Here is a 24,284-nt window from a genome sequence, read left to right as displayed (position 1 = left end):
CGGCGCCGACCTCGCCTTCTTCCTGGTGCTGATGCAGCTCATGGTCATGCCGGACATCCTCATCGTCGAGAACTACCGGACGATGGGGCGGCTCGGCATCCTCGATTCGATCCCGGCGATCGCGCTGCCCTATGTCGCTTCGGCCTTCGGCATCTTCCTCCTGCGCCAGACCTTCAAGCAGGTGCCGCGGGAGCTCGACGAGGCGGCCCGGGTCGAGGGCGCGGGTCCGCTGCGCATCCTGCTCCGCATCTACGTCCCGCTGGCCAGGCCCATCTACCTCGCCTACGGGCTCGTCTCGGTCAGCCACCACTGGAACAACTTCCTGTGGCCGCTCATCGTCACCAACTCGGTCGAATCGCGGCCGCTCACGGTCGGCCTGCAGATCTTCTCCTCGACCGACCAGGGCATCGACTGGTCGATCATCACCGCCGCCACGCTCCTCACCTCCGGCCCGCTGCTGCTCGCCTTCCTCCTCTTCCAGCGCCAGTTCGTGCAGAGCTTCATGCGCGCTGGCATCCGGTGAAACCGCCGGTTGGCTGGTCGTTCGGCGGCGGCTAGACTCGCGCGAGGGGGCAGGCGCAACCGAGACCGGGGGGAGCCAGAGCGCGATGGCGGCGGTGCCCGCAGAATCCGACGGCGAGCCGCGCCTGCTCGAGCTCGACGACGTCCACAAGTCGTATCGCGTCGGGCCGGTCGACATCCCGATCGTCAAGGGCGTCACGCTCGCCATCCGGTCGGGCGAGGTGCTGTCGATCATGGGCAGTTCCGGTTCGGGCAAGACGACGCTGATGAACATGATCGGCCTGCTCGACCGCCCGTCGCAGGGCCGGGTCCGCATCCTCGGGCGCGACACGGCCGACGCCTCGCCCGACGCGCTGGCGGAGATCCGCAACCGCACCGTCGGCTTCGTCTTCCAGCAGTTCTTCCTGCTGCCGCGCCTGTCGGCGCGCGAGAACGTCGAGCTGCCGCTGACCTACCGCGCCGTGCCGGATGCCGAGCGGCGGCGGCGGGCACAGGCAGCGCTGGAGCGGGTCGGCCTCGGCAAGCGCTCCGGCCACCGGCCGGCGGAACTGTCCGGCGGCGAGCGGCAGCGCGTCGCCATCGCGCGGGCCATCGTCGGCGAGCCGCGCCTCGTCCTGGCCGACGAGCCGACCGGCGCGCTCGACACCAGGACCGGTGCCGAGGTCATGCGCCTCTTCCAGGAGCTGAACCGCGAGCGCGGCACGGCCCTCGTCATCGTCACCCACGACCCGCACGTCGCGGAGCAATGCCCGCGGCGGGTCGTCATGAGCGACGGCCGGCTGGTCAACGACAGCGGCGTCTTCGCGCACGCCGGCCGACGGACGGCAGCATGATCCGCGTCCTCTCCGAGGCGATCCGCAACCTCGCCGGCAACAAGCAGCGCTCGCTGCTGGCCCTGCTCGGCATCGTCATCGGCACCGGGTCCGTCATCGCGATGGTCAATATCGGCGCCATCGTCCGCCAGGAGGCGCTGCGCCAGTTCGAGGCGATGGGCACCGACCTCGTGACGCTCTCCGCGCGCGGCAGCGGCGAGGCCGCCGGGTTCCGGCCGGACGAGATCACCCGCCTCCCCGACCGCCTGCCCGGCGTCCGGGTCGCCGCCGCCTACGGCCAGCGCGGCGAGCAGTTCGACCTGCCGGGCGCGCCGCCGATGCATGGCGCGCTCATCGGCGCCACCCCCGATTTCCTGCGCGCGGCCGAACTGACGGTCGCCGAGGGCCGCGCGCCGTCCTTCTTCGACGCGGCCGAACTCTTCGCCGTCGCCGGCCGGGACATCGCCGCGCACTGGCGGCAGGCCGGCCTGTCCCTGGGGCCGGGCGACCGGATCGCCGGCCCGGACGGCTTCTACCTCACGATCGTCGGCCTCCTCGCGCCGGCGACGCTCAACCCGTTGATCCCGATCGACATGAACAAGGCGCTGCTGATGTCGGTGCCGGCGTTCCAGCGCATCGCCCCGGACACCGGGCTGACCGGCGCCGTGCTGCGGGCGGCACCCGGCACCGATCCCCGACTGCTCGCCCAGGGGGCCGAGGCGCAGCTCCGCGGCGGCCCGCCCGGCCGCGTCGTGCAGGCGCGCAGCGCCGAGCAGATCATCGCCCAGATGGCGGGCCAGATGCGCCTCTACACGCTGCTGCTCGGCGCCATCGGCGGCATTTCGCTGATCGTCGGCGGCGTCGGGGTGATGAACGTCATGCTGGTGGCGGTCACCGAGCGGCGGCGCGAGATCGGCATCCGCATGGCGATCGGCGCGCGGCGGCGGTCCATCGTGACGATGTTCCTCGTGGAGGCGCTGTGCCTGTCGCTGGCCGGCGGCGTCCTCGGCACCGCGATCGGCATCGGCACCGCCTATGCCGCCGCGCACTTCGCCGGCTGGACCTTCACGGTGGCGATGGCGGCGATCCCGCTCGGCGCCGGCGTCTCGGCGCTGGTCGGCGTGCTCTTCGGCTACCTGCCGGCGCGCCAGGCCTCGCGCGTCGACCCGATCGAGGCGCTGCGCTACGAATGACGGCGATGCGGACCCGGGCAGCCCTGAGCGGCGTGCTGGCGACCATCGCCCTGATGGCCGCGGCGACCGCGGACCTGCGCGCCCAGCCGGCCGCGGCCGCCGGCGAGGCCCCGTCCCCGCGCACGGTCGCCATCTCCCTCTCGGAGGCGGTCGCCCTGATGCTGCGCGACAACCGCAGTGTCCGCAGCGTCCTGCTGAGCCGGGCGGTCGACGATTTCAACCTCCGGGTCGCGGAAGACCAGTTCAATCCGCAGTTCGCCCTCGCCGGGTCCGCCGGCTATTCGCGGCCGCAGCGGGCGCCGGGCGACCCGCGCCCGGCGACCACGCTGTCCGCCGGCTGGACGCCCAGCGTGTCGCTGGCGCTGCCCTACGGCACGCGGATCGTCGCCACCGCGCCGGGCGGCTTCAGCCGCGACCGCGACGGCAACCGCTTCGACCAGGGCATCGACATCGGCATCCTGCAGCCGCTGCTGCGCGGTGCCGGCAGCGACGTCGCCACCGCGTCGCTGGAGATCGCGCGAATCAACCGCCGCGTCCAGGCGCTCGCCACCGAGAGCGCCATCGTCGGCAACATCGTGCTCGCGATCCAGGCCTATCGCCGGCTGATGCAGGCCGGCGAGCAGGTGCGCATCGCCGAGGACTCGCTGCGCCGCGCCGTCGACCTGATGGCGGTCAATCGCCAGCTCGTGGCCGCCGGCCGGCTGGCGGAGGTCGAGATCGTCCAGAGCGAGGCCAACGTCGCGCGCCAGGAACTGGCGCTCTTGTCCGCGCGCAACGGGCTGGACGCCGCCCGCCTCGACCTGGTGCAGATCCTGGCGCTCGACACGGCCGTCGGCCTGACGCCGACGGAGGGAGTGCGCATCGAGCGCCGCACCTTCGACCTGCGGCAGTCGCTGGAGACGGCGCGCACCAACCGCCCCGACTATCGCCAGTCCCATCTGCAGGTCGAGATCGCCCGGCTCAACCTGCGGCTGGCGGAGGACGGGCTGCGCTGGGAGGTCAACGCCGTCGCCGCCGCCTCGGTCGATTCCGGCGAACGGACCTTCGGGGCGACCCTGCGGCGGGCGGTGCGGACCGAGCCCGCCTTCACCCTCGGCCTCGAGCTCCGGATCCCGCTCTCCAACCTCTCCGACCAGGCGCGCGCCGTCTCCGCCCGCATCGCCCTGCAGCAGCAGGAACTGGCGCTGCGCGACCTGGAACAGCGCCTCGAGGCGCAGGTCCGCAACGGGCTGCGCCAGGTCGAGATCGGCTGGCAGTCGCAGCGTCTGGCGGAGCTGGCGGTGCGTCTCTCGGAACAGAAGCTCGACGTCGAGCGGCAGCGGCTGCGCGCCGGCCGCAGCTCCAACTTCCAGGTGGTGGCGTTCGAGGACGACCTCGTGCGGGCCCGCACCGACCTCCTGAATGCCCGCATCGGCTATCTCAACGCCCTGACCGCCCTCGACGACGTGCTCGGCGTCACGCTCGCGGCCTGGGGCGTGCGCGTGGAGGCGATGTGACGGCCTCGCCCCGCCCCGGCGCCGAGCACGCGCTCCACGTCGTCGAGAGCATGACGAGCGGCGTCGTCACGCTCGACCCCGAGGGCCGCGTCACCGCCATCAACCAGCAGGCCGCGCGGATCATCGGCCTCGACCGCGAGGCCATCACCGGCCAGAGCCTGGTCGCGACCCTGCTCGAGGACCCGGCCAACGAGCACCTGACCGACACCATCGTCGAGGCGAGCTACGACGCCTCCGGCCGCTACCACCGGCAGGTCGAGCTGTACCAGGGCGAGCGGCGGCGGGTGCTGGACCTCCGGGCGAACCTGCTCCGCGACGGCCAGGGAACGGTCGGCGGCGTCGTCCTGGTCATCGACGACGTCACCGAGACGGCGCTCCTGCGGGCCTCCGAGCAGCGGCTGGCGGAAGAGCTGCGGGTCCGCAACGAGAAGCTGACCGAGGCCTATCGCGGGCTCGAGGAGAAGACGCAGACGCTGGCCGACACCCGCCGCCGCGTCCGCCGGTTCGGGCTGGCCGGCCTGCTGCTCGCGGCCGTGGCGGCCGGCGGTGCCGGCTGGTACGCCTGGACCGCCGACGCGCCGCCCGCCCGGCCGCGCCCGGCCGCCGGCGCGCCCGGCGAGGCGCCCGGCCTGACGCTGGTACCCCGACCGCTGCGCCAGACCGTGAGCGTTTCCGGGACGATCGAGCCGGGCAAGGTGGTCGAGGTCACCGCCCCCTTCGCCGGCGAGATCCTGGCGCGCGACTTCGTCTACGGCGCCCGGGTCGAAGCGGGGCGCGAACTGCTGCGGCTCGACGGCGGCGACATCGAGCGCGAACGCCGCAAGGCGGTGGCGGCGGCGATGACCGCCCGCCAGAAGCTGGACGACCTCCGCGACTGGGAGCGCGGCAACGAGGTGCAGCGCGCCCGGCGGCAGCTCGCGCAGATGCGGCAGAACCTGGAGCGGACCCAGCAGCAGGTCCAGGCCGCGGGCGACCTCCTGAAGCGCGGCATCATCGCCCGGCAGGAGCATGACAGCCTCCTGCAGCAGCAGCGCCAGATCGAGCTCCAGGTCTTCTCGTCCGAGCAGGACCTCGCGGCCACCCTGCGCAAGGGTTCGCCCGACCAGGTGACGATCGCGCGTCTGGAGTCCGCCACCGCCGAGGAGAAGCTGGCCGAACTGACGCAGCAGCTCGGCGCGGCACGCATCCTGGCCCCGGTGTCCGGCGTCGCGCTGCGGCCGCGGGCACCGGCGACGGCGGCCGGCGCCGAGGCGGCGGCCAGCCGCGAGCTGGCCGTCGGGGCGCGCGTCGAACAGGGGCGGACGCTCCTGGAGATCGGTGACCTGTCGTTCCTCGCCGTCCGCGGCCAGGTCGACGAGGTCGATGTCGGCCGCGTCCGGCCGGGCCTCGCCGTCGCCGTCCGCAGTGCCGGGTTCGGCGGCCGGGCACTCGCCGGCCGGGTCGAGGCGGTCTCCTCGCAGGCGACGCTGGAGCGCGGCGGCCGGACGCCGCGCGCCCGCTTCGACGTCCTCGTCACCATCCGGGAGCTCGACGAGGCGGTCCGCGAGCGGCTGCGGATCGGGATGTCGGCCGCGCTCGAGATCGTCCTCTACGAGAACCCGGCGGCGCTGCTCCTGCCGCCCGACCGCATCCGTCGCGGCCCGAACGGGCCGGTCGCCCGCGTCCGCCCCGGCGGCCAGGGCGACCCGAGGGAAGTGCCGCTGACGCTCGGCGTCAGCCTGCCGGAGGGGATCGAGGTGACGGCCGGCCTCGCTCCCGGCGACGTGGTGCTCGCCCACTGACGACACGGACCGGGCCGCAGCCGGCTTGATGCCCGCCGCCGCCACCGCTAGTCACGGGGGATATCTGGACCAATCCGCGTCGAGGGAAGCGCAGGACCGCATGAAGCTCATCACCTGGAACATCCAGTGGGGTCTCGGCATCGACGGCCGGCTCGACCTCGCGCGCGTCGTCGCCGATGCGCGCCGCATCGCCGATTTCGACGTCCTGTGCCTCCAGGAGGTCGCCGACAATTTCCCCGAACTGAAGCAGAGCCGCGGCGAGAACCAGTTCGCCGAGCTGGCGGCGCTGCTGCCCGGCCATACCGCGATCGAGGGCGTCGCCGTCGACCTGCCCGACGGCAAGGGCGGGCGCAAGCGGTTCGGCAACATGATCCTGTCGCGCCTGCCGGTCGGCCGGGTGCTGCGGCACGCCGCCCCCTGGGTCGCCGACGGCCACCGCTCGATGCCGCGCCTCGTCATCGAGGCCGTCGTCCATGCCGCGTTCGGCCCGGTCCGGGTGATGACGACGCACCTCGAATTCTACTCGGCCGACCAGCGCTCGGCCCAGGTGGCGACGATCCGCGACGCCCATCGGGTGGCGGCCGAGCGCGCCCTGCGGCCGCCCAGGGCCGGCAACGGCACCTTCGACCCGGACGTCCAGACGCCGTCCGCGATCCTGACGGGCGACTTCAACATGACGCCGGACGAGCCGATCCTCAGGGCGCTGCTCGACCCGTTCGGGGACGGCGTACCGGCCTTCCGGGACGCCTGGACGGTCGCCCATGGCGACGTCCCGCATCCGCACTCCTTCTGTATCTACGAGCAGTTGCACAAGCCGCCACACACCAGCGACTACGTCCTGGTCACCGAGGATCTGGCGCCGCGCGTCCGCAATCTCGTCTACGATACCGCGACCCAGGTGTCGGACCACCAGCCGGTGCTGCTGGAACTCGCCTGAGGGGCGCCTTCACAGCCCGCGGGCCCCGATGCCGATCACCAGTGCCGTCTATGCCCGCGCGACCGTCGCCATCCTGGTGGCGGGCGCGCTGGCCCTCCTCGCGATCGTCGGCGCCTCGGTCTGGCTCGTCGAGCAGACGTCCGACCATGCCGAGGATCTGATCGCCGCCCAGCAGCTCCGTGCCCGCACCAGCGCCCTGCTCGGTTCGGTGCAGGATGCCGAGACCGGCCAGCGGGGCTTCGTCATCACTGCCGACGAGCGCTATCTGCTGCCCTACGAGGACGCTCGGGCGCGGCTCGCCGACCAGCTCGCCTGGCTGCACGAGCAGACGCGGTCGCGGCCGGCCAAGCGGCTGCTCCTCGAGCGCATCCGCGCCCTGATCGACCGCAAGCTCGCGGAACTCGAAGCGACGATCACGCTGGTCCGCGCCGGCCGCAGCGACGAGGCGGTCGCGCTGGTGCGCACCGACCAGGGCCGCGAGACCATGGACGGCCTGCGCCGGGCCCTCCAGGAGCAGCTCCGCGCCATCGACGAGCGGATCGCCGGCGACATCGCCGCCACCCGGGCGAGCGCCGATTTCCTCAACTGGACCGTGCTCGCCGGCGCGCTCGCGATCGCGCTGCTGGCCCTCGGCTCGGTGTGGGTTTCCGCGCGCTACGCCCGCGACCTCGTCCGGGCCCGGCAGGAGGTGCTGGAGCTCAATTTCAGCCTCGAGGAGCGGGTCGCCGAGCGGACCTCCGAGCTGGCGCGCGCCAACGACGAGATCCAGCGCTTCGCCTACATCGTCAGCCACGACCTGCGGGCGCCGCTGGTCAACGTCATGGGCTTCACCAGCGAGCTCGAGGTCTGCCTCGCGACCCTCCAGCGCCACGTCGAGGCGACGGAGGCGGCCGCCGGGCCGGAACTCGCGGCCGAGGCGCGCCAGGCCGCGTTCGAAGACCTGCCCGAGGCCCTGCGCTTCATCCGCAGCTCGACCACGCGCATGGACCGGCTCATCAACGCCATCCTGAAGCTCTCGCGCGAGGGCCGGCGGACGCTCGCCGCCGAGCGGGTCGACATGACGGCCCTGCTCGACGCCGTCGCCGCCGGCGTGCAGCACCAGCTGCAGGCGGGCGATGGCGCGATCGCGGTCGAGAAGCCGGTGCCGGACCTCGTCTCCGACCGGCTCGCGGTCGAGCAGATCTTCGGCAATCTCGTCGACAATGCCGTCAAGTATCTCGACCCGGCGCGGCCCGGCCGGATCGTCGTGCGCGGACGCATGGAAGGCGCCCGCGCCGTCTACGAGGTCGAGGACAACGGCCGCGGCATCGCCCCGCAGGACCACGAGCGGATCTTCGAGCTCTTCCGCCGCTCCGGCACCCAGGACCGGCCCGGCGAAGGCATCGGCCTCGCCCATGTCCGGACGCTCGCCCGGCGCCTCGGCGGCGACGTCACGGTCGCGTCGGCGCTTGGTCGCGGCACCACGTTTAGAGTAATTCTACCGCGCAAGGCTGCCGGCTTCGCCGCCAAGCCGCCCGCCTGAAGGAACCCGCCATGAACGCAGCCGCCCAGGCCGTGACCATCGTCATGATCGAGGACGACGAGGGGCACGCGCGCCTCATCGAGAAGAACATCCGCCGTGCCGGGGTCCACAACGAGATCGTGCCCTTCGCCGACGGCACCAGCGCACTCGCCTACCTGTTCGGCGCGGACGGTTCGGGCCAGGTCAGCGCCGGGCGCGGCCTGCTCATCCTGCTCGACCTCAACCTGCCGGACATGACCGGCGTCGACATCCTGGCCAAGGTCAAGGCCAACCCGCACACCCGCCGCTCGCCCGTCGTGGTCCTGACCACGACCGACGACCAGCGCGAGATCCAGCGCTGCTACGACCTCGGTGCCAACGTCTACATCACCAAGCCGGTCAACTACGAGGCGTTCGCCAACGCCATCCGCCAGCTCGGCCTGTTCTTCGCGGTGATGCAGGTCCCGGAGATCGACTGACCGTGAGCGAGCCGCGCCCGCGCCTCCTCTACATCGACGACGATCCGGCGATCGCGCGCCTCGTCCGGCGGACGCTGGAGGCGCGGGGCTTCGCCTTCGAGCACGCCAGCGACGGCGCCGCGGGCCTCGCCCGCATCGCCGCCGGCGGGATCGACGTCGTGGCGCTCGACCACCACATGCCGGGGGAAACCGGCCTCGACCTGCTGCCGCGCATCCGGACCCTCCCCGACGCCCCGCCGGTCGTCTACGTCACCGGCTCGGAGGACAGCCGCGTCGCCGTCGCCGCGCTCAAGGCCGGCGCCGCCGACTATGTCTGGAAGGACGTCGAGGGCACCTTCCGCGAACTCCTGGCGGAGGCCGCCGGCCAGGCGCTGGAGACCGAGCGCCTCCACCGCGCCAAGGAGGCGGCCGAAGCCGAGACCCGAGCCGCGCGCGACCGCGCCGAAATGCTGCTGCGCGAGGTCAACCACCGGGTCGCCAACAGCCTGGCGCTGGTCGCCGGCCTCGCCTTCATGCAGGCGCAGACGCTCCAGGACCCGGCCGCCAAGGCGGCGCTGGAGGAGATGCAGGCGCGCATCAACGCCATCGCCGGCCTGCATCGGCGGCTCTACACCACCGACGACGTGCGCGTGGTCGAGATCGACGCCTATCTCCGGAGCCTCGTCGAGGAACTCCAGGCGGCGATGCGGGCCGGCGGCCGCGACCATCCGATCCGGCTCGAGGCCGAAACCGTCCGCGTGCCGACCGACAAGGCGGTGTCGATCGGGGTGGTCGTCACCGAACTCGTCACCAATGCCTACAAGTATGCCTATCCCGCCGGGACCTCGGGCGAGATCCGCGTCCGCGTCCACCGGCAGGAGCCGGACGGCCTGTCGCTGGTGGTGGAGGACGACGGCATCGGCTGGACCGGCGATGGCCAGCCGCGCGGCACCGGGCTCGGCTCGCGCATCGTCAAGGCGATGGCGACCGCGCTGCGGACGACCGCCCGCTTCGACGCGACCCACCGCGGCACGCGCGTCGTGCTCGATTTCGCCCTGTAGCCCCCGACCGCGCGCCCCTCAGGGGCGGATCTCGATCTCGGTCCCGTCCGCGACCATCGCCCAGATCTCCTCGATCTCGGCGTTGCGGACGGCGATGCAGCCCTCCGTCCAGTCGCGCTTCTTCTGCGCGCGCTCCCACGAGCGCGGGTTGTTGGGCTGGCCGTGGATCATGATGAGGCCGCCCGGCGACAGGCCGCGCGCCCGGGCGCGCGCCCGGTCCTCGGCGTTCGGGTAGGAAATCTTGAGGGCGCGGTGGAAGCCGCTGCGGTCGTTGCGGCCCTCGATCTGGTAGACCCCCTCCGGGGTCCGCCCGTCGCCCTCGTGCTGCTTGTGCCCGAGCGTCTGCCAGCCGAGGTCGACCCGGTAGGTGCGAATCGGCTGGCCGTCGCGCATCAGTTCGAGGCGGCGGTCCATCTTGTGGACGACGATCCGGTCGGCCATCGGCGGCAGCGGCGCGGCGTCGGGCGGGGTCAGGCTGGCGAGACGGAAGCGCGGCAGGGGCGGCGGGGCCGCGATGTCGTAGCGCACCGCATGGGCCGGCGCCGCGAACGATCCCGCGGTCAGCGCCGCGGTCTGTTCGCCGCGGACGGTTTCGGCCGCCGGCGGCTGGCCGACGGTGACGGGCCGGTCGACGCAGGCGGCGAGCACCGCCGCGACCATCGCAAACACCAGATTCCGCATCGCCCCCGACCCGATTCTCGCGCCCCTCGCCCCCGATCCCACCTCTAGGAGCGGTCCAGCGTCGCCATCAGTTCCCGCCATTCGCGCGGTCCGAGGCCGCTCGCCGCCTGGTCCACCGTCTCGCCGGCGAGCAGGCGCCGTACCACCGCCAGCATCCGCCCCGACAGGGTGGCCGCGCCGAGGCGGTAGTCGAGGAAGGCGTCGTACACCAGCGGCACCCACCGGCGCACCGCCTCCATCATCGCCTCGGCATAGACCCGGATTTCATACTGCGCATGCGGATCGGCGCGCAACGACAGGAAATGCAGGAGATTGTGCAGGTCGGTCTTCCAGTACCACTGGGTGTAGACGTTGAGCGTCAGGTTCATCCGCGCCAGCTCGCGCGCCAGCCCGGCGCGGTCCGGATCGGCGGCGTTGCCGTCCTCCGCCTCGTTCAGCATCCAGAGATAGTGGTCGTAGGTGCGCGCCGCGTCGTCGCGCAGGATCGCCAGCACGCGCTCGGCCTCGGGGCCGGTCAGCACCGCGCCCCGCCCCTGCCGGTTGACCGCCGACTGCGCCGCCAGTTGCTCCGGGGCCGGGACGTAGAACTCGCGGTCGAGGACCGAGTAGCGGGCGGAATACTCGTTCACGTTCGCCGTGCGGTGGCGGATCCACTGCCGCGCGACGAACACCGGGAGCTTCACATGGAACTTGATCTCGCACATCTCGAAGGGCGTGGTGTGCCGGTGGCGCATCAGGTAGTTGATGAGCCCGCGATCCTCGCTGACCTTGCGCGTGCCGCGCCCGTAGGAGACGCGCGCGGCCTGGACGACGGCGGCGTCGTCGCCCATGTAGTCGACGACCCGGACGAAGCCGTGGTCGAGGACCGGCAACGGTTCGTAGAGGATCTCCTCCAGGGCCGGCACGGTCGGCCGGAGGGTCGGTCGGGAGTCGGCGCGGGCTTCCGCGATTTCCCGCTGCTGGTGGTCGGTGAGCGCCATCGGCCCAACCTGTATCATACAAGGCCGCCATGTTCGCCTGGTTCGAGCGCCGCATCGACCCCTTCCGGCCCGCCCCCGTGGCCCAGCCGCCGGCCGGACTGGCGGCCTTCTACTGGCATTTCGTCGGCCAGGTCTGGCCGGTCTTCGCCGCACTCCTGGTCACCGGCGGCGCGGTGGCGCTGCTCGAGGTCGCGATGTTCCGCTACATCGCGCGCATCATCGACCTCTTGAAGGACACCGAGCCGGCGCGCTTCTTCGCCGAGCATGGCTGGAGCCTGCTCGGCATGGCGGCGGTGGTGCTGGTGCTGCGGCCGGCGCTGGGCCTCGTCCACGACATGATCGTCCGCCAGACCGTGGTCCCGAGCCTGACCAGCCTCGTGCGCTGGCAGGGCCACCGCTACCTCGTCCGCCAGAGCCTCGCCTTCTTCCAGAACGACTTCGCCGGCCGGCTGGCGACCCGCGTGCTGCAGACCGGCGTGTCCCTGCGCGAATCGGTGATGGAGGTCGTCGGCTCGGTCTGGTTCGTCGTCGTCTATGCCGCCAGCGCCATCGTCCTCTTCGCCGAGGCGGACCCGCTGCTGGCGCTGCCGCTCTCGGTGTGGATCGTCCTCTACGCGACGACTCTCCTCGTGATGGTGCCGCGGGTGCGCGAGCGCGCCCGCGCCGCCTCGGAGACGCGATCGGCACTGACCGGCCGGATCGTCGACAGCTACACCAACATCAGCACGGTCAAGCTCTTCGCCCATGCCGAGCGCGAGGACGCCTATGTCCGCCGGGCGGTCGAGCGCAACACCGACGCGGTGCGCGCCCAGGTGCGGCTGGTCACGATCATGAGCGGCATCATCTCGGCCCTGAACTGCGCCCTGATCGGCACGACCGTCGGCCTTGCGGTCTGGCTGTGGAGCCACGGAGCCGTCACCCAGGGTGCGATCGCGCTGACCTCGGGCCTCGCCATCCGCATCTACAACATGTCCGGCTGGATCATGTGGGTGGTGACCGGCATCTTCGAGAATGTCGGCGTCGTCCAGGAGGGCATGGAGACGCTGGCGCGCCCGCACACGGTCGTCGACCGGCCGGACGCGCAGGAACTGCGGGTGACGGCGGGCGGCATCGTCTTCGACCGCGTCCGCTTCCATTACGGCCGGCCGACGGGCGTCATCGAGGAACTGTCGCTCACGGTGCGGCCGGGCGAGCGGCTGGGGCTGGTCGGGCGGTCCGGGGCCGGCAAGTCGACGCTGGTCAACCTGCTGCTGCGGTTCCACGACCTGGAAGGCGGCCGCATCCTGATCGACGGCCAGGACATCGCCCGGGTGACGCAGGAGAGCCTGCGCGCCGCCATCGGCGTGGTGACGCAGGACACCTCGCTGCTGCACCGCTCGGTCCGCGACAACATCCGCTACGGGCGGCCGGATGCGGACGACGCCATGATCGCCGACGCGGCGGCGCGCGCCCATGCCGACCTCTTCATCCCCGATCTCGTCGACCCGCAGGGCCGCACCGGGCTCTCGGCCCATGTCGGCGAGCGCGGCGTCAAGCTCTCGGGCGGGCAGCGGCAGCGGGTGGCGATCGCCCGCGTGCTGCTGAAGGACGCGCCCATCCTGGTCCTCGACGAGGCGACCTCGGCCCTCGATTCCGAGGTCGAGGCGGCGATCCAGGAGGATCTCGACGAGCTGATGGCGGGCAAGACCGTGATCGCCATCGCCCACCGGCTGTCGACGATCGCCCGCATGGACCGGCTCGTCGTCATGGACCGCGGCCGGATCGTCGAGATCGGGACGCATGCCGAGCTGGTGGCGGCCGGCGGCATCTATGCCGGGCTGTGGCGGCGGCAGTCGGGCGGGTTTCTCGGCGCCGACGCCGTGGCGGCGCAGGCCGCCGACTGATACTAACCGGGCGCCCGGCCTTGACCCAGGTCAATGCCGGTCCGCCCCCGCCGGCGCCATCGTCCCGCCGACCCTACGGAGACCGTCATGACCCACCACCACGCCGTCGTCTGGCTCGACCACCACGAAGCCCGGATCTTCGCCTTCAACCCGGATCAGGCCGACCGCACGGTGCTGCATGCCCACGGCCAGCACGGCAATCTCCGCCATGGCAAGGGGCACCTGATGGGTCGCCGGAGCCCGCCCGACCGCGAGTTCCTGCAGGCGATCGTCGACGCGGTGAAGAACGCCCCCGAGATCCTGGTCGTCGGCCCGGGCCAGGCGAAGCTCGAGCTCCTGAAGTACGTGCACGAGGCGGTCCCGGCGCTCGCCGACCGGATCGTCGGCGTCGAGACGCTCGACCACCCGACCGACAACCAGATCGTCGCCCACGCCCGGACCTACTTCCTGCGCGCCGACCGGATGCTGCCGCAGCACTGACAGACCGTCCGGCCTGCGCTCCGGCGGCCCCGCGGCCGCCGGCCGTCAGGCGGCGAGATCGTTGCGGACGAGCCCCTTCTCCATCTCCAGGCAGTCGAGCCGCGTGCCGTCCGTGAGCCGGATGGCGTAGGGCCGGACCCGGCGCCAGCCGAGCGCCTCGTAGAGCGGAATGCCGGAGAGCGTCGCGGCCAGCCGCATGTGCTCGACCCCGAACAGCACGGCATCCTCCTCGGCCAGCGCCATGATCCGGGTGGCGACGCCGCGGCGCGCATGGTCGGGGCAGACGAAGACGCTGCGCACCGTCGCCAGGGCGGTCGGCAGCATCGCCGGTCCCTCGCCGGCATAGGCCGGGCGCTGGCGCGACCAGCCGCCGCTGCCGACCGGTCGCCCGGCGCGGTCGATCGCGATGAAGTAGTGCCCCTCGTCGACGACGCGGTCGTCCATGGTGCCGACCTGGGCGAGGAAGCGCTCGACCGCGTCGACGCCGTAGAACCGGCCGCCCAGCGTGCGCATCGAGCGCGCCTGCATCTCCCGGACGGCGGCGATGTCGGCCGCCGTCGCCTTCCGGATCCGGTAGTCGTCGAACTGCATGTCGCTTCCTCCGTCTTGGGCCGCCGGGACGGACCCGGCTCCGACGCGGTGGGTCGCTGCGAGCGCGCGGACGGTTCTGTCGGCGGCGGCGGGACGGTATCTTCGCCGGCAGGGCGACTCGGGGACGCTGGGGGGCAGACGAACATGGCGGGATGGTGGCGCACGGCGGCGGCGGCCGGGCTGATGGCGGCGCTCGCCGCCTGCGGAGCCGGCGAGACGGGCCGGGGCGCGGGCGCGGCCGGCGGACGGCCGGTGGTGACCGCGGGCGGCGTCGTCATCGACGCCAGCTACGCGCCGCTGCCGGGCTGGGCCGAGGACGACGCCAGCGCCGCGGTCGCCGCCTTCCGCCAGTCCTGCGTGCGGCTGTTGCGGCAGCCCGCGAGCTACCCGCTCGGCCCCGACGGCCTGGCGGGCCGCGTCTCCGACTGGGTCGAGCCGTGCCGCGCTGCGGAGCAGGTGCCGGCCGGGCCGGCGGCCGCCCGCCGCTTCTTCGAGCAGTGGTTCCAGCCGCTGGCGCTGGGGGGCGGCGAGAGCGGGCTCTTCACCGGCTACTACGAGCCGGAACTGCGCGGCTCGCGCACCCGCACCGCCAAGTTCGACACGCCGCTCTACCGCATGCCGCCCAAGATGCGGCGGATGCCGACCCGCGGCGAAATCCAGAACGGTGCGCTCGCCCGCCGCGGGCTGGAACTGCTGTGGGTCGACGACCCGGTCGATGCCTTCTTTCTGGAGATCCAGGGCTCGGGCCGGGTGCGCCTGACCGACGGAACCGTGGTCGGCGTCGAGTATGCCGGCCAGAACGGCCATCCCTACTATCCCGTCGGCCGGGCGCTCGTGCGCTGGGGCGAACTCGACAACGAGGCCGTCTCGATGGCCGCCATCCGCGACTGGATGCGCCGCAATCCGCACCGCATGCGGACCCTGAAGGCGACCAACCAGAGCCACATCTTCTTCCGGCTCAAGGACACGGTCGGCGCCCGTGGCGCCATGGGCGTGCCGCTGACGGCCGGGCGGAGCCTCGCCGTCGACCCCCGGAACGTGCCGCTCGGCGTGCCGGTCTGGGTCGACCTCGCCGACGCGCCGACCGTCGGCGGCATCGTCCGCCGGCTCGTCGTCGCCCAGGACACCGGCGGCGCGATCAAGGGCCCGGTGCGGGGCGATCTCTTCTGGGGGGTCGGCGACGAGGCGGCGGCCGCGGCCGGAGCGATGCGCGCCCGCGGCCGGGCCTGGATGCTGGTGCCGCGCCAGCGCACGCTCGGGATCTCCGCGTCCCGGTAGGTCCCCGCCGCCGACGGCCGCACCAAGGGGGGTGCGGCGGCCGGGGCCGGGGCAAGGCTACCAGGAGCGCGCCGGCCCGACGTCGAGGTGGAGGAAGCCGGCCCGCGGATAGGCGCCGACGCCACCCCGTTCCAGCTTGACCGCGACCGCCCGCACCGCGAGCAGGTTGCGGTCCGGCAGCACGACGTCGAGCGCCTGCCCGCGCGTGTGGTAGCTGTCGCGGGCGACCGACCGGTCGCGCCGCCGCCGGGCGCCGTTGGTCTCGGGCGACCGGTAGCCGGAGACGATCTTCGTCGGCTGCGCGTCGTCGACGCGGACCGCCTCCTGGAGGTCGTGCAGATAGTCGTAGACGCCGGGGTCCATCCGCGCGACCCGCCCCGAACGGTAGTCGCGCAGGAACCGGCTCAACTGCTGGAGGGCGTCGGGCTGGTAGCGGCCGTCGCGGAAATAGGCGACGTCGATGGTTTCCAGGGTGTTGACGTTGTAGAGGTGCAACCGGCGATCCGGTCTGCCCTCGGCCACGACGGCGAGCGCCGGGCGGGCGACGATGACGGCCAGGCTGGCCGCCAGGCCGCCGAGCAGTCGACGACGCGACGGCATCCCCATGCCGCCGAAGTCGTTCGGCTGGTCTGTCATGAAACAGCTCTCCCCAAGCTTTTCGGATGACGCCGCACCCCGGGAACGGAGGCGGCGGGCGGCCCTGGCGTCATGCCCCCCAGCGATGACGGGCCGCGGGGCGATCCCCTGGAACGGGGTCGCCCGGTGTCGTGTCTGGTGCTCAGCCCTCCTTCTTGTCGTCCGGGCCGCCGGCGCGCAGCCCGTAGATGTCGTCACGAACCACCAAGGCCCCCGAATCGTCGACCCAGGCGGTCTGGTAGACGAGATAGACCGGCCAGCGCTTGCGCAAGGCGACGGTGCGGGTCTCCCCGACGTCGATCGCCGCCGCCAGGCGTTCCGGCGGCCAGTCCGGCTGGGTGGAAAGCAAGAGTTCTGCCAGTTCGATCGGCTTCTCCAGCCGGATGCAGCCGGAACTGAAGTTGCGCGCGCTGCGCTTGAAGAGGTGGCGGTCCGGCGTGTCGTGGAGATAGATCGCGTGCCGGTTCGCCATGTTGAACTTGATGCGGCCGAGCGCATTCTTCGGGCCGGGGTCCTGGCGCACCCGCACCGGCCCCATCGGCGAGCTGAGCTGGGCGCCGTCGACCATCGACAGCGGCACTTCGGGCGCCGACTGGCTCCATCCCGCCAGCACCCGGTAGCCCTTCTCGGCGAAATAGCCGGGGTTGCTGCGGAGCTTCGGGAACAGATCCTCGCGCGCCAGCTTCTCCGGCGCGTTCCAGAACGGGTTGAGGACGAGGTCGGTGATGTCGCTGCGCATGATCGGCGTCTGCCGGTAGGGCCGGCCGACCACCACCTTCATCGTCATCGCCTGCTGGCCGCCGCGCGTCACCGTCAGGTCGTAGCCGGCCATGTTGACGATGATGTGGTCGGCCTCCAGCCGGCGCGGCAGCCAGCGCAGCCGCTCCATGTTCTCGATGACGATGCGCCGGCGCTCGCGGTCGTCCATGTTGAGCGCCCACAGCGTCCGCCCGCCGACGAGACCGTCGTCGAGCAGGGCCAGCCGGCGCTGGAAGCTGCGGACGGAGCGGGTCAGCCCCTCGTCGTAGCGGGCCCAGTCGCCGCCCTCGCCGTAGCTGGGCGTGGCGAAGGCGAGCTCTTCCTCGTCCGACCACTCGCCCTCCGCCTCCATGCGCTCGCGGACCGGCACGACCCGCGGGTCGCGCACGCCCGGACGCAGGATCGGACCGTCGGCGATGGCCTTCTCGGTCGGCTCCTTCTGGGCATCGAGGCGGGCGAGCGCCGCGCGCAACCTGGCGTATTGCGGGTGCGGCGGCCGCAGCCCGTCGACCATCCGGGCGAGCGCGGCGGGCTCCGCATGGGCCGCGCCCGTCAGGAACTTCGCGAGGTCGAGCCGCTCGTGACGCCGGGTCAGGCTCTCGTCGACGACCTTCGCGTCGGGCCGGCCGTACCACAGGTCGTGGGCGTAGAGGGCGAGCGACCGGGTCAGCGCCACGTCGAGCTGGGCCAGCGCCGCGTCGCCGCGGCCGCCCCAGCGCGGCTCGACCGCGGCCAGATAGGTGCGGGCGTCGAGCCCGTCGGTGGCTGCGCCGCGCAGCAGGTCGCGGAGCGCCGCCGCCCGTTCGGCCGAGTCGACCCAGAGCGGCCGGTTGCGCCGGGCCCGGTAGGCGTCGGCAACCGCACTCCGCACCGCGGCGGTCGCGCCGCCATCGGGCTGGGACAGGGCCGCCGGCACTGCCGCGGCGATGTCGGCGCGGGCCGCGGGTGGAGAACCGAGAAGGGCGGCGAGGAGCAGGCCGCCCGCAAGCAGGAGGCGATGGGGAAGGCGCATCAGCCGAAGCGGTCCGCGATCATCCGGTCGAGGGCACGGATCGCCTGCGCCTCGCCGCCCTCGGGGCGGCCGGGACGCGCCGAGGCGTTCCAGGCGAACATGTCGAAATGCACCCAGGGCGTCGTCGGCGAGACGAACTCCTGGAGGTAGAGGGCGGCCGTGATCGAGCCGGCGAAGGGGCTCTCCGACACGTTGTTGATGTCGGCGACCTTGCTGTCCAGCCACTTGCGGTAGGGCTTCCACAGCGGCATCCGCCACACCGGGTCGCCGGTGGCGGCGGCGGCCGCCTGGATGTCGGCCGCGAGGCGCTCGTCGTTGCAGAACATGGCCGGCAGGTCGGGCCCGACCGCGACCCGCGCCGCTCCGGTGAGCGTCGCCATGTCGATCAGGATCTCGGGCTTCTCGGAATCGGCTTCGGCGAGCGGATCGCAGAGGATGAGCCGGCCCTCGGCGTCGGTGTTGCCGATCTCGACCGTCAGCCCCTTGCGGGTCGGGATGACGTCGAGCGGCTTGAAGGCGTTGCCGGAGACGAGGTTCTCGACCGCCGGGACCAGCACGCGCAGGCGGATCTTCCGCTGGCCGGCCATCAGCAGGCTGGCCAGCCCGAGCACGTTGGCCGAGCCGCCCATGTCCTTCTTCATCAGCTTCATGCCGGCGGCCGGCTTGAGGTCGTAGCCGCCCGAGTCGAAGCACACGCCCTTGCCGACCAGGGTCACCTTCGGCGCCGCCGGATCGCCCCAGGTGAGGTCGACGAGGCAGGGCGCCCGGCTCGACCCGCGACCGACGGCGTGAACCATCGGGTAGTTCTGCGCCAGCAGTTCGTCGCCCGTCAGCACCCGCACCTCGGCCCCGTGCCGGTGTCCGAGCGCGACTGCCGCCTGGGCGAGGTCGGCCGGCGCGAGGTCCTCGGCCGGCGTGTTCACGAGATCGCGGACCAGCCAGACCGCCTCGGCGAGCCGCGTCGCCTCGGCGCGGTCGGCCGCCGCCGGCCAGACGAGGCGGGCCGGCGCGCGCCGGCGCTTGCGGTAGCGGGTGAAGGCATAGGCGCCGATCGCCCAGCCGGCCGCCATCTGCGTCGCCAGCCCCCCGTCCGGGTCGCCGCCCAGCGCGTAGTCGCCCTCGGGCAGGCCGTCGGGCAGGCCCGCCAGCGCCCACAGGGGCTGCGCGGGGTCGTAGACCACGACGATCTCGGCGACCGCTCCGCCCGCGCCCGGGATGGCCAGGTGGCGCCCGGCCTCGCCCTTGAGGCCGTTGGCCGCCGCCCATTGCCGGGTCGCGCCCGGCGCCGTCTCGAGCCAGACCGGAAATGCGGACTCCGCGACGGGAACGAGGCGGATCGGCGCGGCGGCGCCGTCGACGAGGGCTTCTGTGGCGAGGGCGTGCATGGACACGGGCGTCGGACTCGGGAGTTGCGGTCGGAATCGCGCCAACCTCTACCCCGAGCCGCCGCCGAAGTCACGGTTGCGTCCGGTCGCAGCTTTCCTCTAACTGCCTCCTCGCCAACGAGAGGGGGCGCGAGCCGTGGCGGACCTGACGATCTACATCGGCAACAAGAACTATTCCTCGTGGTCGCTGCGGGGATGGCTGATGGTCAAGCAGAGCGGGATCGCGTTCGACGAGGTCGTGATCGCCCTCGACGAGCCGACCACGCGCGAGACCATCCTGCGCCACTCGCCGTCCGGCACCGTCCCGGCCATCCGCCACGGCGACCGCACGATCTGGGACAGCCTGGCGATCGGGGAGTATCTCGCCGAGCAGGCGCCCGAGGCCGGCCTGTGGCCCGCCGACGCGACCGCACGCGCGATGGCCCGCTCGGTCTCGGCCGAGATGCATTCCGGGTTCGCGGCCCTCCGGTCGCATTTCCCGATGAACATGCGCAGCACCTTCTCCGACCGCTTCCCGACGGCCGCCGCGCAGGCCGACATCAACCGCATCGCCGCCATCTGGCGCGACTGCCGGCGCCGCTTCGGCGGCTCGGGCGAGTTCCTCTTCGGCGAGTTCTCGATCGCCGACGCCATGTACGCCCCGGTGTGCAGCCGCTTCCGCACCTACAAGATCGAGATGGACGAGGTCGGCCAGGCCTACAGCGACGCCGTCTGGGCCCATCCGGCGGTGCAGGAATGGCTCCAGGCCGCCCGCAAGGAGCCGATGATCATCCCGTCGGCCGAGTTCTGAGCCCCCGGCCATGCACTGGACGCCCCGCCGCGAGCGCTTCCGCGCCGTTCTCGCCGCCGATCGCTGCTTTCATCCGGGCTCGGTCTACGACGCCATCTCGGCCCGGATCGCCGAGGATCTCGGGTTCGAGATCGGCATGTTCGCCGGCTCGATCGGGTCGATGTCGGTGATCGGCGCCCCCGACCTCATCACCCTGACGCTGACCGAGTTCGCCCAGCAGGCCTACCGCATCAACCGCGCCGGCGGGCTGCCGCTGATGGTCGACGCCGACCACGGCTACGGCAACGCGCTCAACGTCAAGCGCACGGTCGAGGAACTGGAGTCGGCCGGCGTCGCCGCCCTCACCATCGAGGACACCGACCTGCCGCAGCCGTTCGGCACGCTGGGCAGCACCCGGCTGGTGCCGATCGCCGAGGGCGTCGGCAAGATGAAGGCGGCGCTGGCCGGCCGCCAGGACCCGTCCCTCGTCATCGTCGGCCGCACCAGCGCCGTACAGGTGACCGGAGTCGAGGACGCGATCGCCCGGGCCCGGGCCTACGAGGCGGCGGGCGTCGATGCCCTCTTCTTCGTCGGCATCAAGGCCAAGGCGGAACTGGAGGCGATCCGGGCGGCGGTCCGCCTGCCGCTGATGCTGGGCGGTACGCCGCCCGCGCTCCGCGACCCGGCCTGGCTCGCCGCCAACGGGGTCCGCGTCGCCCTCCTCGGCCACCAGCCGTTCGCGGCCGCCGTCCAGGCGACCTATGCCGCCCTGAAGGCGATCCGCGAAGGCGCCGACCCCGACCGCCTGCCGGGCCTCGCCCCGGCCGACCTCATGAAACGGGTGACGCGCGAAGACGATCACCGGCGCTGGCAGCAGGACTGGCTGGCCGGCTGACATCGGGCCCGCCGGCGGTGGCCGGCAGCGCCAGCAGCCGGTCGAGGGCATCGGCGTCGCCCAGCACCGCCAGCCGCTCGGCGCGCGACAGGGCCGGCAGCAGTTCCTCCCGGCTCGCCGCCGCGGCGATGCGGGCCCGGGCGACGGCAAGCGCCGCGTCGATCGCGTCCGGACGGGGCCTTGCGACGGGCGGCAGCATCCGGCGGTGCGCGTCGAGCAGGTCGGGATCGCCGGCGAGCGCGGCCGGCGCGTCGGCCGGCGCAGCAATTCCGGCCAGTTGGCGCCGCAGTTCGGCGGCGCGGCGCAGTTCCGCCGGCGGCGCCACCTCCTCCGGCGTGCGCCACAGGCCGGCCGCGGCGAGCCGCTGCCCGGCCGTGGTGCTGGCGGCCAGCGCCACCAGCGGGATCGCCAGCGCGAGGCCCGCCACCACCGGCGACATCCACAGGAGCAGGTGCGGCGAGACCGCCCAGGCGCCGGCGCCGAGCAGGAGGCCGATCGCGGTGTGCGCGGCGTAGCGCCGGGCCAGCTGGCCCAGGGGCACCGAGCCGTCGTCGCGCCGCTGCGGCTGCCAGCCGCCGTCGCGCCCGGCCAGGATCGAGACCACGGCGGCGCTCTGGCTCAGCATCGTCACCGGCGCCAGCAGCCCCGCCAGCACCGTCTCGAGGGCGATGCCGGCGAGGATGCGGGTCCCGCCGCCGGCCGCCCGGCGCGCCCGCGCATCCCGCAGCAGCGCCAGCCCGGCGAGCAGCTTCGGCGCCAGCAGCAGGCCCATGGTTCCGGCCAGCACCCACATCGCGCGGACCGGGTCCTGGACCGGCCATTGCGGGAAGAGCGTCGCCCCGGCCGGGAAGTATTCGGGCCGGACGAAGCGCGCCTGCAGCGCGATCAGGATGCCGGCCAGCAGGAAGGCGAGCCAGAGCGGCGCGGTGGCGTAGGAGCCGATGCCCATCAGGAGGTGCATCCGGCTGACCCAGTGCAGGCCGCGCGCGGGCAGCACTGCGGCGTGTTGGAGGTTGCCCTGGCACCAGCGGCGGTCGCGGATGGCGAGGTCGGTCAAGGATGGCGGCCCCTCCTCGTAGCTGCCGGGCCAGGACGGCACCATGCGCACCGCCCACCCGGCGCGCCGCAGCAGCGCCGCCTCGACGAAATCATGGCTGAGGACATGGCCGCCGAAGGGCTTGCGGCCGCCGAGATGCGGCAGGCCGGCCGCCGCAGCGAAGGCGCGGGTGCGGATGATCGCGTTGTGCCCCCAGAAATTGCCCTCGGACCCGTGCCAGGCGGCGATGCCGCGGGCGATCAGGGGGCCGTAGACGCGACCGGCGAACTGCTGCATCCGGGCGAAGAGCGTGCGCCCGCCGACCAGGATCGGCAGGGTCTGGACGAGGCCCGCCCGCGGGTCGGTCTCCATGGCGGCGGCGAGGCCGAGGATCGCCTCGGCCGTCATGACGCTGTCGGCGTCGAGCACCAGCATGTGGTCGTAGGCGCCGCCGAAGCGCTCGACCCAGTCCTGGATGTTGCCGGCCTTGCGCTCCCGGTTGCGCGGGCGGCGGCGGTAGAAGATGCGATCGTCGCCGCCGGTGCGGGCACGCAGGTCCAGGAAGGCGCGCTCCTCGGCGATCCAGGCGTCCGGGTCGGTGGTGTCGCTGAGGACGAAGATGTCGAAGGCATGGCCGTGGCCGCCGGCGCTGAGCGCCTCGTCGATCGCCTGCAGCGCCGCCATGATGCGCGCCGGATCCTCGTTGTAGGTCGGCATCAGGATCGCGGTGCGACGGTGGAGCACGGCCGGCACGGGCGGCGGCGGGGCGCCGCCGGCGACGGTCGCGACGAAGCCGGCCACGGCGCTGGTGAAGGCAAGCGCGATCCAGGCGAAGAGCGCGACGAAGAGGCCGAGCACCGCCCATTCCAGGACCGTCATCCCGCCCGGCGACAGCGCCTCGAACATCTCGAACGCGCCGACCGCCGTCAGCCCGGCGGCGCCGCCGATGACGAGCAGCCGGGCGACCCGCACCGCCGGCGACGCGGGCGGCGCCTCGGCCGGGGGCGGGCGCCGGAGATCCTGCCGCGGCATCGCCAGCGGCGCCTCCGGCGGCAGGGCCGGCCGCCGCAGCCCGGCCGGCATCACGCCGTCCATCGGTAGAGCCAGACCTCCGATGCCGGCTGGTCGCCCTCCATCAGTTGCGCGCGCAACTCGACGCTGCGCGCGCCCTCGGGTTCCAGTTCGAAGCTGATGCGCCATCCCCCGGTGACCGGGTTCGGCTGCGCGACGACGTTGTGCAGCCGGCCGCGATCGGCAGTGACCTTCGCCCGCCGATCGGGGACCTCGCGCCGCAGCCGGTCGCCCACCACCTCGACGACGAAGAGCCGGTGGCGGCTGGCGAGGCTGCGGCCGACCCGGGAGTCGGTGACCGGCGCCAGGTCGGACTTCCACGGCGCCTGCCAGCACCAGTGCATGCGGTAGGCGAACTGGACCTCGCTGCCGGCCGCCAGCGGCGCCTCCGGCCGCCAGAAGACGGCGATATTGTCGTGGATCTCGCGGTCGGTCGGGATCTCGACCAGATGGACCGCCCCCTTGCCCCACTTGCCGAGCGGCTCGATCCACAGGCTGGGACGACGGTCGTAGCGCGCCTCGAGGTCCTTGTAGCCGCCGAAATCGCGCTGGCGCTGCATCAGGCCGAAGCCGCGGGGATCCTCGTCGGCGAAGGCGCTCACCTGGAGTTCGGCCGGATTGGCGAGCGGTCGCCAGATCTGCTCGCCCCGCCCGGTCCACAGCGACAGCCCCTCGCTGTCGTGGACGGCCGGTCGGTAGTCGTCGATTCCGGCCCGGTCATTGGCGGCGAAAAGAAACATGCTGGTCAGCGGCGCGATGCCGACCTGGGCGATCGCGACGCGCGGATAGAGCGCCATCTCGACGTCGAAGATCGTCGCCTCGCCGGGGCGGACGACAAAACGGAAGGCGCCGGTGGTGCTGCGGCTGTCGAGCAGGGCATGGACGGTGACGGCACCCGCCTCGCCCGCCGGCCGCTCGAGCCAGAAGGTGGTGAAGAGCGGGAACTCCTCGCCGGCCGGGTCGGCGGTCCGGATCGCCAGCCCGCGCGCGCTCAGCCCGTAGATGTGGTTCTTGGCGATGGCGCGGAAATAGCTGGCGCCGAGGAAGGCGCAGACCTCGTCGAAATA

Annotated in this window: 22 protein-coding genes; 14 read left to right on the top strand and 8 right to left on the bottom strand. The window is 72.9% G+C overall.

Annotated features, from left to right (window positions below; genetic code table 11):
- The 9 genes from ACE3Q3_RS14355 to ACE3Q3_RS14315 form a co-directional block, all read left to right on the top strand.
- Positions 1–523: carbohydrate ABC transporter permease (locus ACE3Q3_RS14355; RefSeq protein ID WP_374447135.1), on the top strand; the 523-nt coding region annotated here is incomplete at its 5' end.
- 94 nt (positions 524–617) lie between these two features.
- Positions 618–1,355 carry an ABC transporter ATP-binding protein gene (locus ACE3Q3_RS14350; protein ID WP_374447133.1) on the top strand — a complete coding sequence of 246 codons (738 nt, stop codon included), beginning with the start codon at positions 618–620 and terminating at the stop codon, positions 1,353–1,355.
- Positions 1,352–2,527, top strand: a complete 1,176-nt coding sequence (locus ACE3Q3_RS14345; protein WP_374447131.1) for an ABC transporter permease — start codon at positions 1,352–1,354, stop codon at positions 2,525–2,527. The genes ACE3Q3_RS14350 and ACE3Q3_RS14345 overlap by 4 nt, the downstream gene beginning before the upstream one ends.
- A gap of 5 nt (positions 2,528–2,532) precedes the next feature.
- Positions 2,533–4,023, top strand: coding sequence for a TolC family protein (locus ACE3Q3_RS14340; protein WP_374447130.1), 1,491 nt, complete (start codon positions 2,533–2,535; stop codon positions 4,021–4,023).
- Positions 4,020–5,804 (top strand): PAS domain-containing protein, encoded by a 1,785-nt coding sequence (locus ACE3Q3_RS14335; protein WP_374447129.1) that lies wholly within the window; start codon positions 4,020–4,022, stop codon positions 5,802–5,804. The genes ACE3Q3_RS14340 and ACE3Q3_RS14335 overlap by 4 nt, the downstream gene beginning before the upstream one ends.
- Positions 5,805–5,904: 100 nt before the next feature.
- Complete coding sequence (locus ACE3Q3_RS14330) at positions 5,905–6,741, top strand: endonuclease/exonuclease/phosphatase family protein (RefSeq protein WP_374447126.1); 837 nt, start codon at positions 5,905–5,907, stop codon at positions 6,739–6,741.
- 28 nt (positions 6,742–6,769) lie between these two features.
- Positions 6,770–8,263: a CHASE3 domain-containing protein gene (locus ACE3Q3_RS14325; protein ID WP_374447124.1), complete on the top strand. Its 1,494-nt coding sequence runs from the start codon at positions 6,770–6,772 to the stop codon at positions 8,261–8,263.
- 11 nt (positions 8,264–8,274) lie between these two features.
- Positions 8,275–8,721 (top strand): response regulator, encoded by a 447-nt coding sequence (locus tag ACE3Q3_RS14320; protein WP_374447121.1) that lies wholly within the window; start codon positions 8,275–8,277, stop codon positions 8,719–8,721.
- A 2-nt stretch (positions 8,722–8,723) separates the two neighbouring features.
- Positions 8,724–9,761, top strand: coding sequence for a sensor histidine kinase (locus ACE3Q3_RS14315; protein WP_374447118.1), 1,038 nt, complete (start codon positions 8,724–8,726; stop codon positions 9,759–9,761).
- 18 nt (positions 9,762–9,779) lie between these two features.
- Here ACE3Q3_RS14315 and ACE3Q3_RS14310 read toward each other — a convergent pair whose 3' ends face one another.
- Together ACE3Q3_RS14310 and thyX are read right to left on the bottom strand one after the other, a co-directional pair.
- Entirely contained in the window at positions 9,780–10,421 is a 642-nt protein-coding gene (locus tag ACE3Q3_RS14310; protein WP_374447140.1) for a murein L,D-transpeptidase family protein, read from the bottom strand.
- Positions 10,422–10,486: 65 nt separating this feature from the next.
- Entirely contained in the window at positions 10,487–11,422 is a 936-nt protein-coding gene (thyX, locus tag ACE3Q3_RS14305) for an FAD-dependent thymidylate synthase (RefSeq protein WP_374447117.1), read from the bottom strand.
- Positions 11,423–11,451: 29 nt separating this feature from the next.
- Between thyX and ACE3Q3_RS14300 the strand changes: the two genes are divergently transcribed.
- Positions 11,452–13,305 carry an ABC transporter ATP-binding protein gene (locus tag ACE3Q3_RS14300; RefSeq protein WP_374447116.1) on the top strand — a complete coding sequence of 618 codons (1,854 nt, stop codon included), beginning with the start codon at positions 11,452–11,454 and terminating at the stop codon, positions 13,303–13,305.
- Between the two features lie 87 nt (positions 13,306–13,392).
- A complete protein-coding gene (locus ACE3Q3_RS14295; RefSeq protein ID WP_374447114.1) occupies positions 13,393–13,785 on the top strand; it encodes a hypothetical protein in 393 nt (130 codons plus the stop codon).
- Positions 13,786–13,830: 45 nt separating this feature from the next.
- Here the strand turns inward: ACE3Q3_RS14295 and ACE3Q3_RS14290 are convergent, their stop codons facing one another.
- Entirely contained in the window at positions 13,831–14,376 is a 546-nt protein-coding gene (locus ACE3Q3_RS14290) for an N-acetyltransferase family protein (RefSeq protein ID WP_374447112.1), read from the bottom strand.
- Positions 14,377–14,520: 144 nt separating this feature from the next.
- Here ACE3Q3_RS14290 and ACE3Q3_RS14285 point away from each other — a divergent pair, with 144 nt between their 5' ends.
- Positions 14,521–15,654: a murein transglycosylase A gene (locus ACE3Q3_RS14285; RefSeq protein WP_374447111.1), complete on the top strand. Its 1,134-nt coding sequence runs from the start codon at positions 14,521–14,523 to the stop codon at positions 15,652–15,654.
- Between the two features lie 57 nt (positions 15,655–15,711).
- On the opposite strand, the gene ACE3Q3_RS14280 is transcribed toward ACE3Q3_RS14285, so the two are convergent.
- From ACE3Q3_RS14280 to ACE3Q3_RS14270, 3 genes are all read right to left on the bottom strand, one after another.
- Positions 15,712–16,290, bottom strand: a complete 579-nt coding sequence (locus tag ACE3Q3_RS14280) for a DUF882 domain-containing protein (RefSeq protein ID WP_374447109.1) — start codon at positions 16,288–16,290, stop codon at positions 15,712–15,714.
- A 142-nt stretch (positions 16,291–16,432) separates the two neighbouring features.
- Positions 16,433–18,061: a murein L,D-transpeptidase gene (locus ACE3Q3_RS14275; protein ID WP_374447107.1), complete on the bottom strand. Its 1,629-nt coding sequence runs from the start codon at positions 18,059–18,061 to the stop codon at positions 16,433–16,435.
- Positions 18,061–19,446: a M17 family metallopeptidase gene (locus tag ACE3Q3_RS14270; protein WP_374447137.1), complete on the bottom strand. Its 1,386-nt coding sequence runs from the start codon at positions 19,444–19,446 to the stop codon at positions 18,061–18,063. Before ACE3Q3_RS14270 ends, ACE3Q3_RS14275 begins: the two co-directional genes overlap by 1 nt.
- 136 nt (positions 19,447–19,582) lie before the next feature.
- On the opposite strand from ACE3Q3_RS14270, the gene ACE3Q3_RS14265 reads away from it, so the two are divergent.
- Entirely contained in the window at positions 19,583–20,236 is a 654-nt protein-coding gene (locus ACE3Q3_RS14265) for a glutathione S-transferase family protein (RefSeq protein ID WP_374447106.1), read from the top strand.
- A 10-nt stretch (positions 20,237–20,246) separates the two neighbouring features.
- Positions 20,247–21,110 (top strand): oxaloacetate decarboxylase, encoded by an 864-nt coding sequence (locus tag ACE3Q3_RS14260; RefSeq protein ID WP_374447104.1) that lies wholly within the window; start codon positions 20,247–20,249, stop codon positions 21,108–21,110.
- On the opposite strand, the gene mdoH is transcribed toward ACE3Q3_RS14260, so the two are convergent.
- Positions 21,046–23,241, bottom strand: coding sequence for a glucans biosynthesis glucosyltransferase MdoH (gene mdoH, locus ACE3Q3_RS14255; protein WP_374447102.1), 2,196 nt, complete (start codon positions 23,239–23,241; stop codon positions 21,046–21,048). The two genes, ACE3Q3_RS14260 and mdoH, sit on opposite strands and share 65 nt — an antisense overlap.
- The coding region (locus ACE3Q3_RS14250) for a glucan biosynthesis protein (protein ID WP_374447101.1) at positions 23,229–24,284 on the bottom strand (1,056 nt) is incomplete at its 5' end. The genes mdoH and ACE3Q3_RS14250, both read right to left, overlap by 13 nt.

Source organism: Allostella sp. (genome assembly GCF_041913585.1).
Taxonomy (GTDB): domain Bacteria; phylum Pseudomonadota; class Alphaproteobacteria; order ATCC43930; family Allostellaceae; genus Allostella.
Note: the sequence above shows the minus strand (reverse complement) of the source record. Positions and strands in the feature narration are given on the sequence as shown.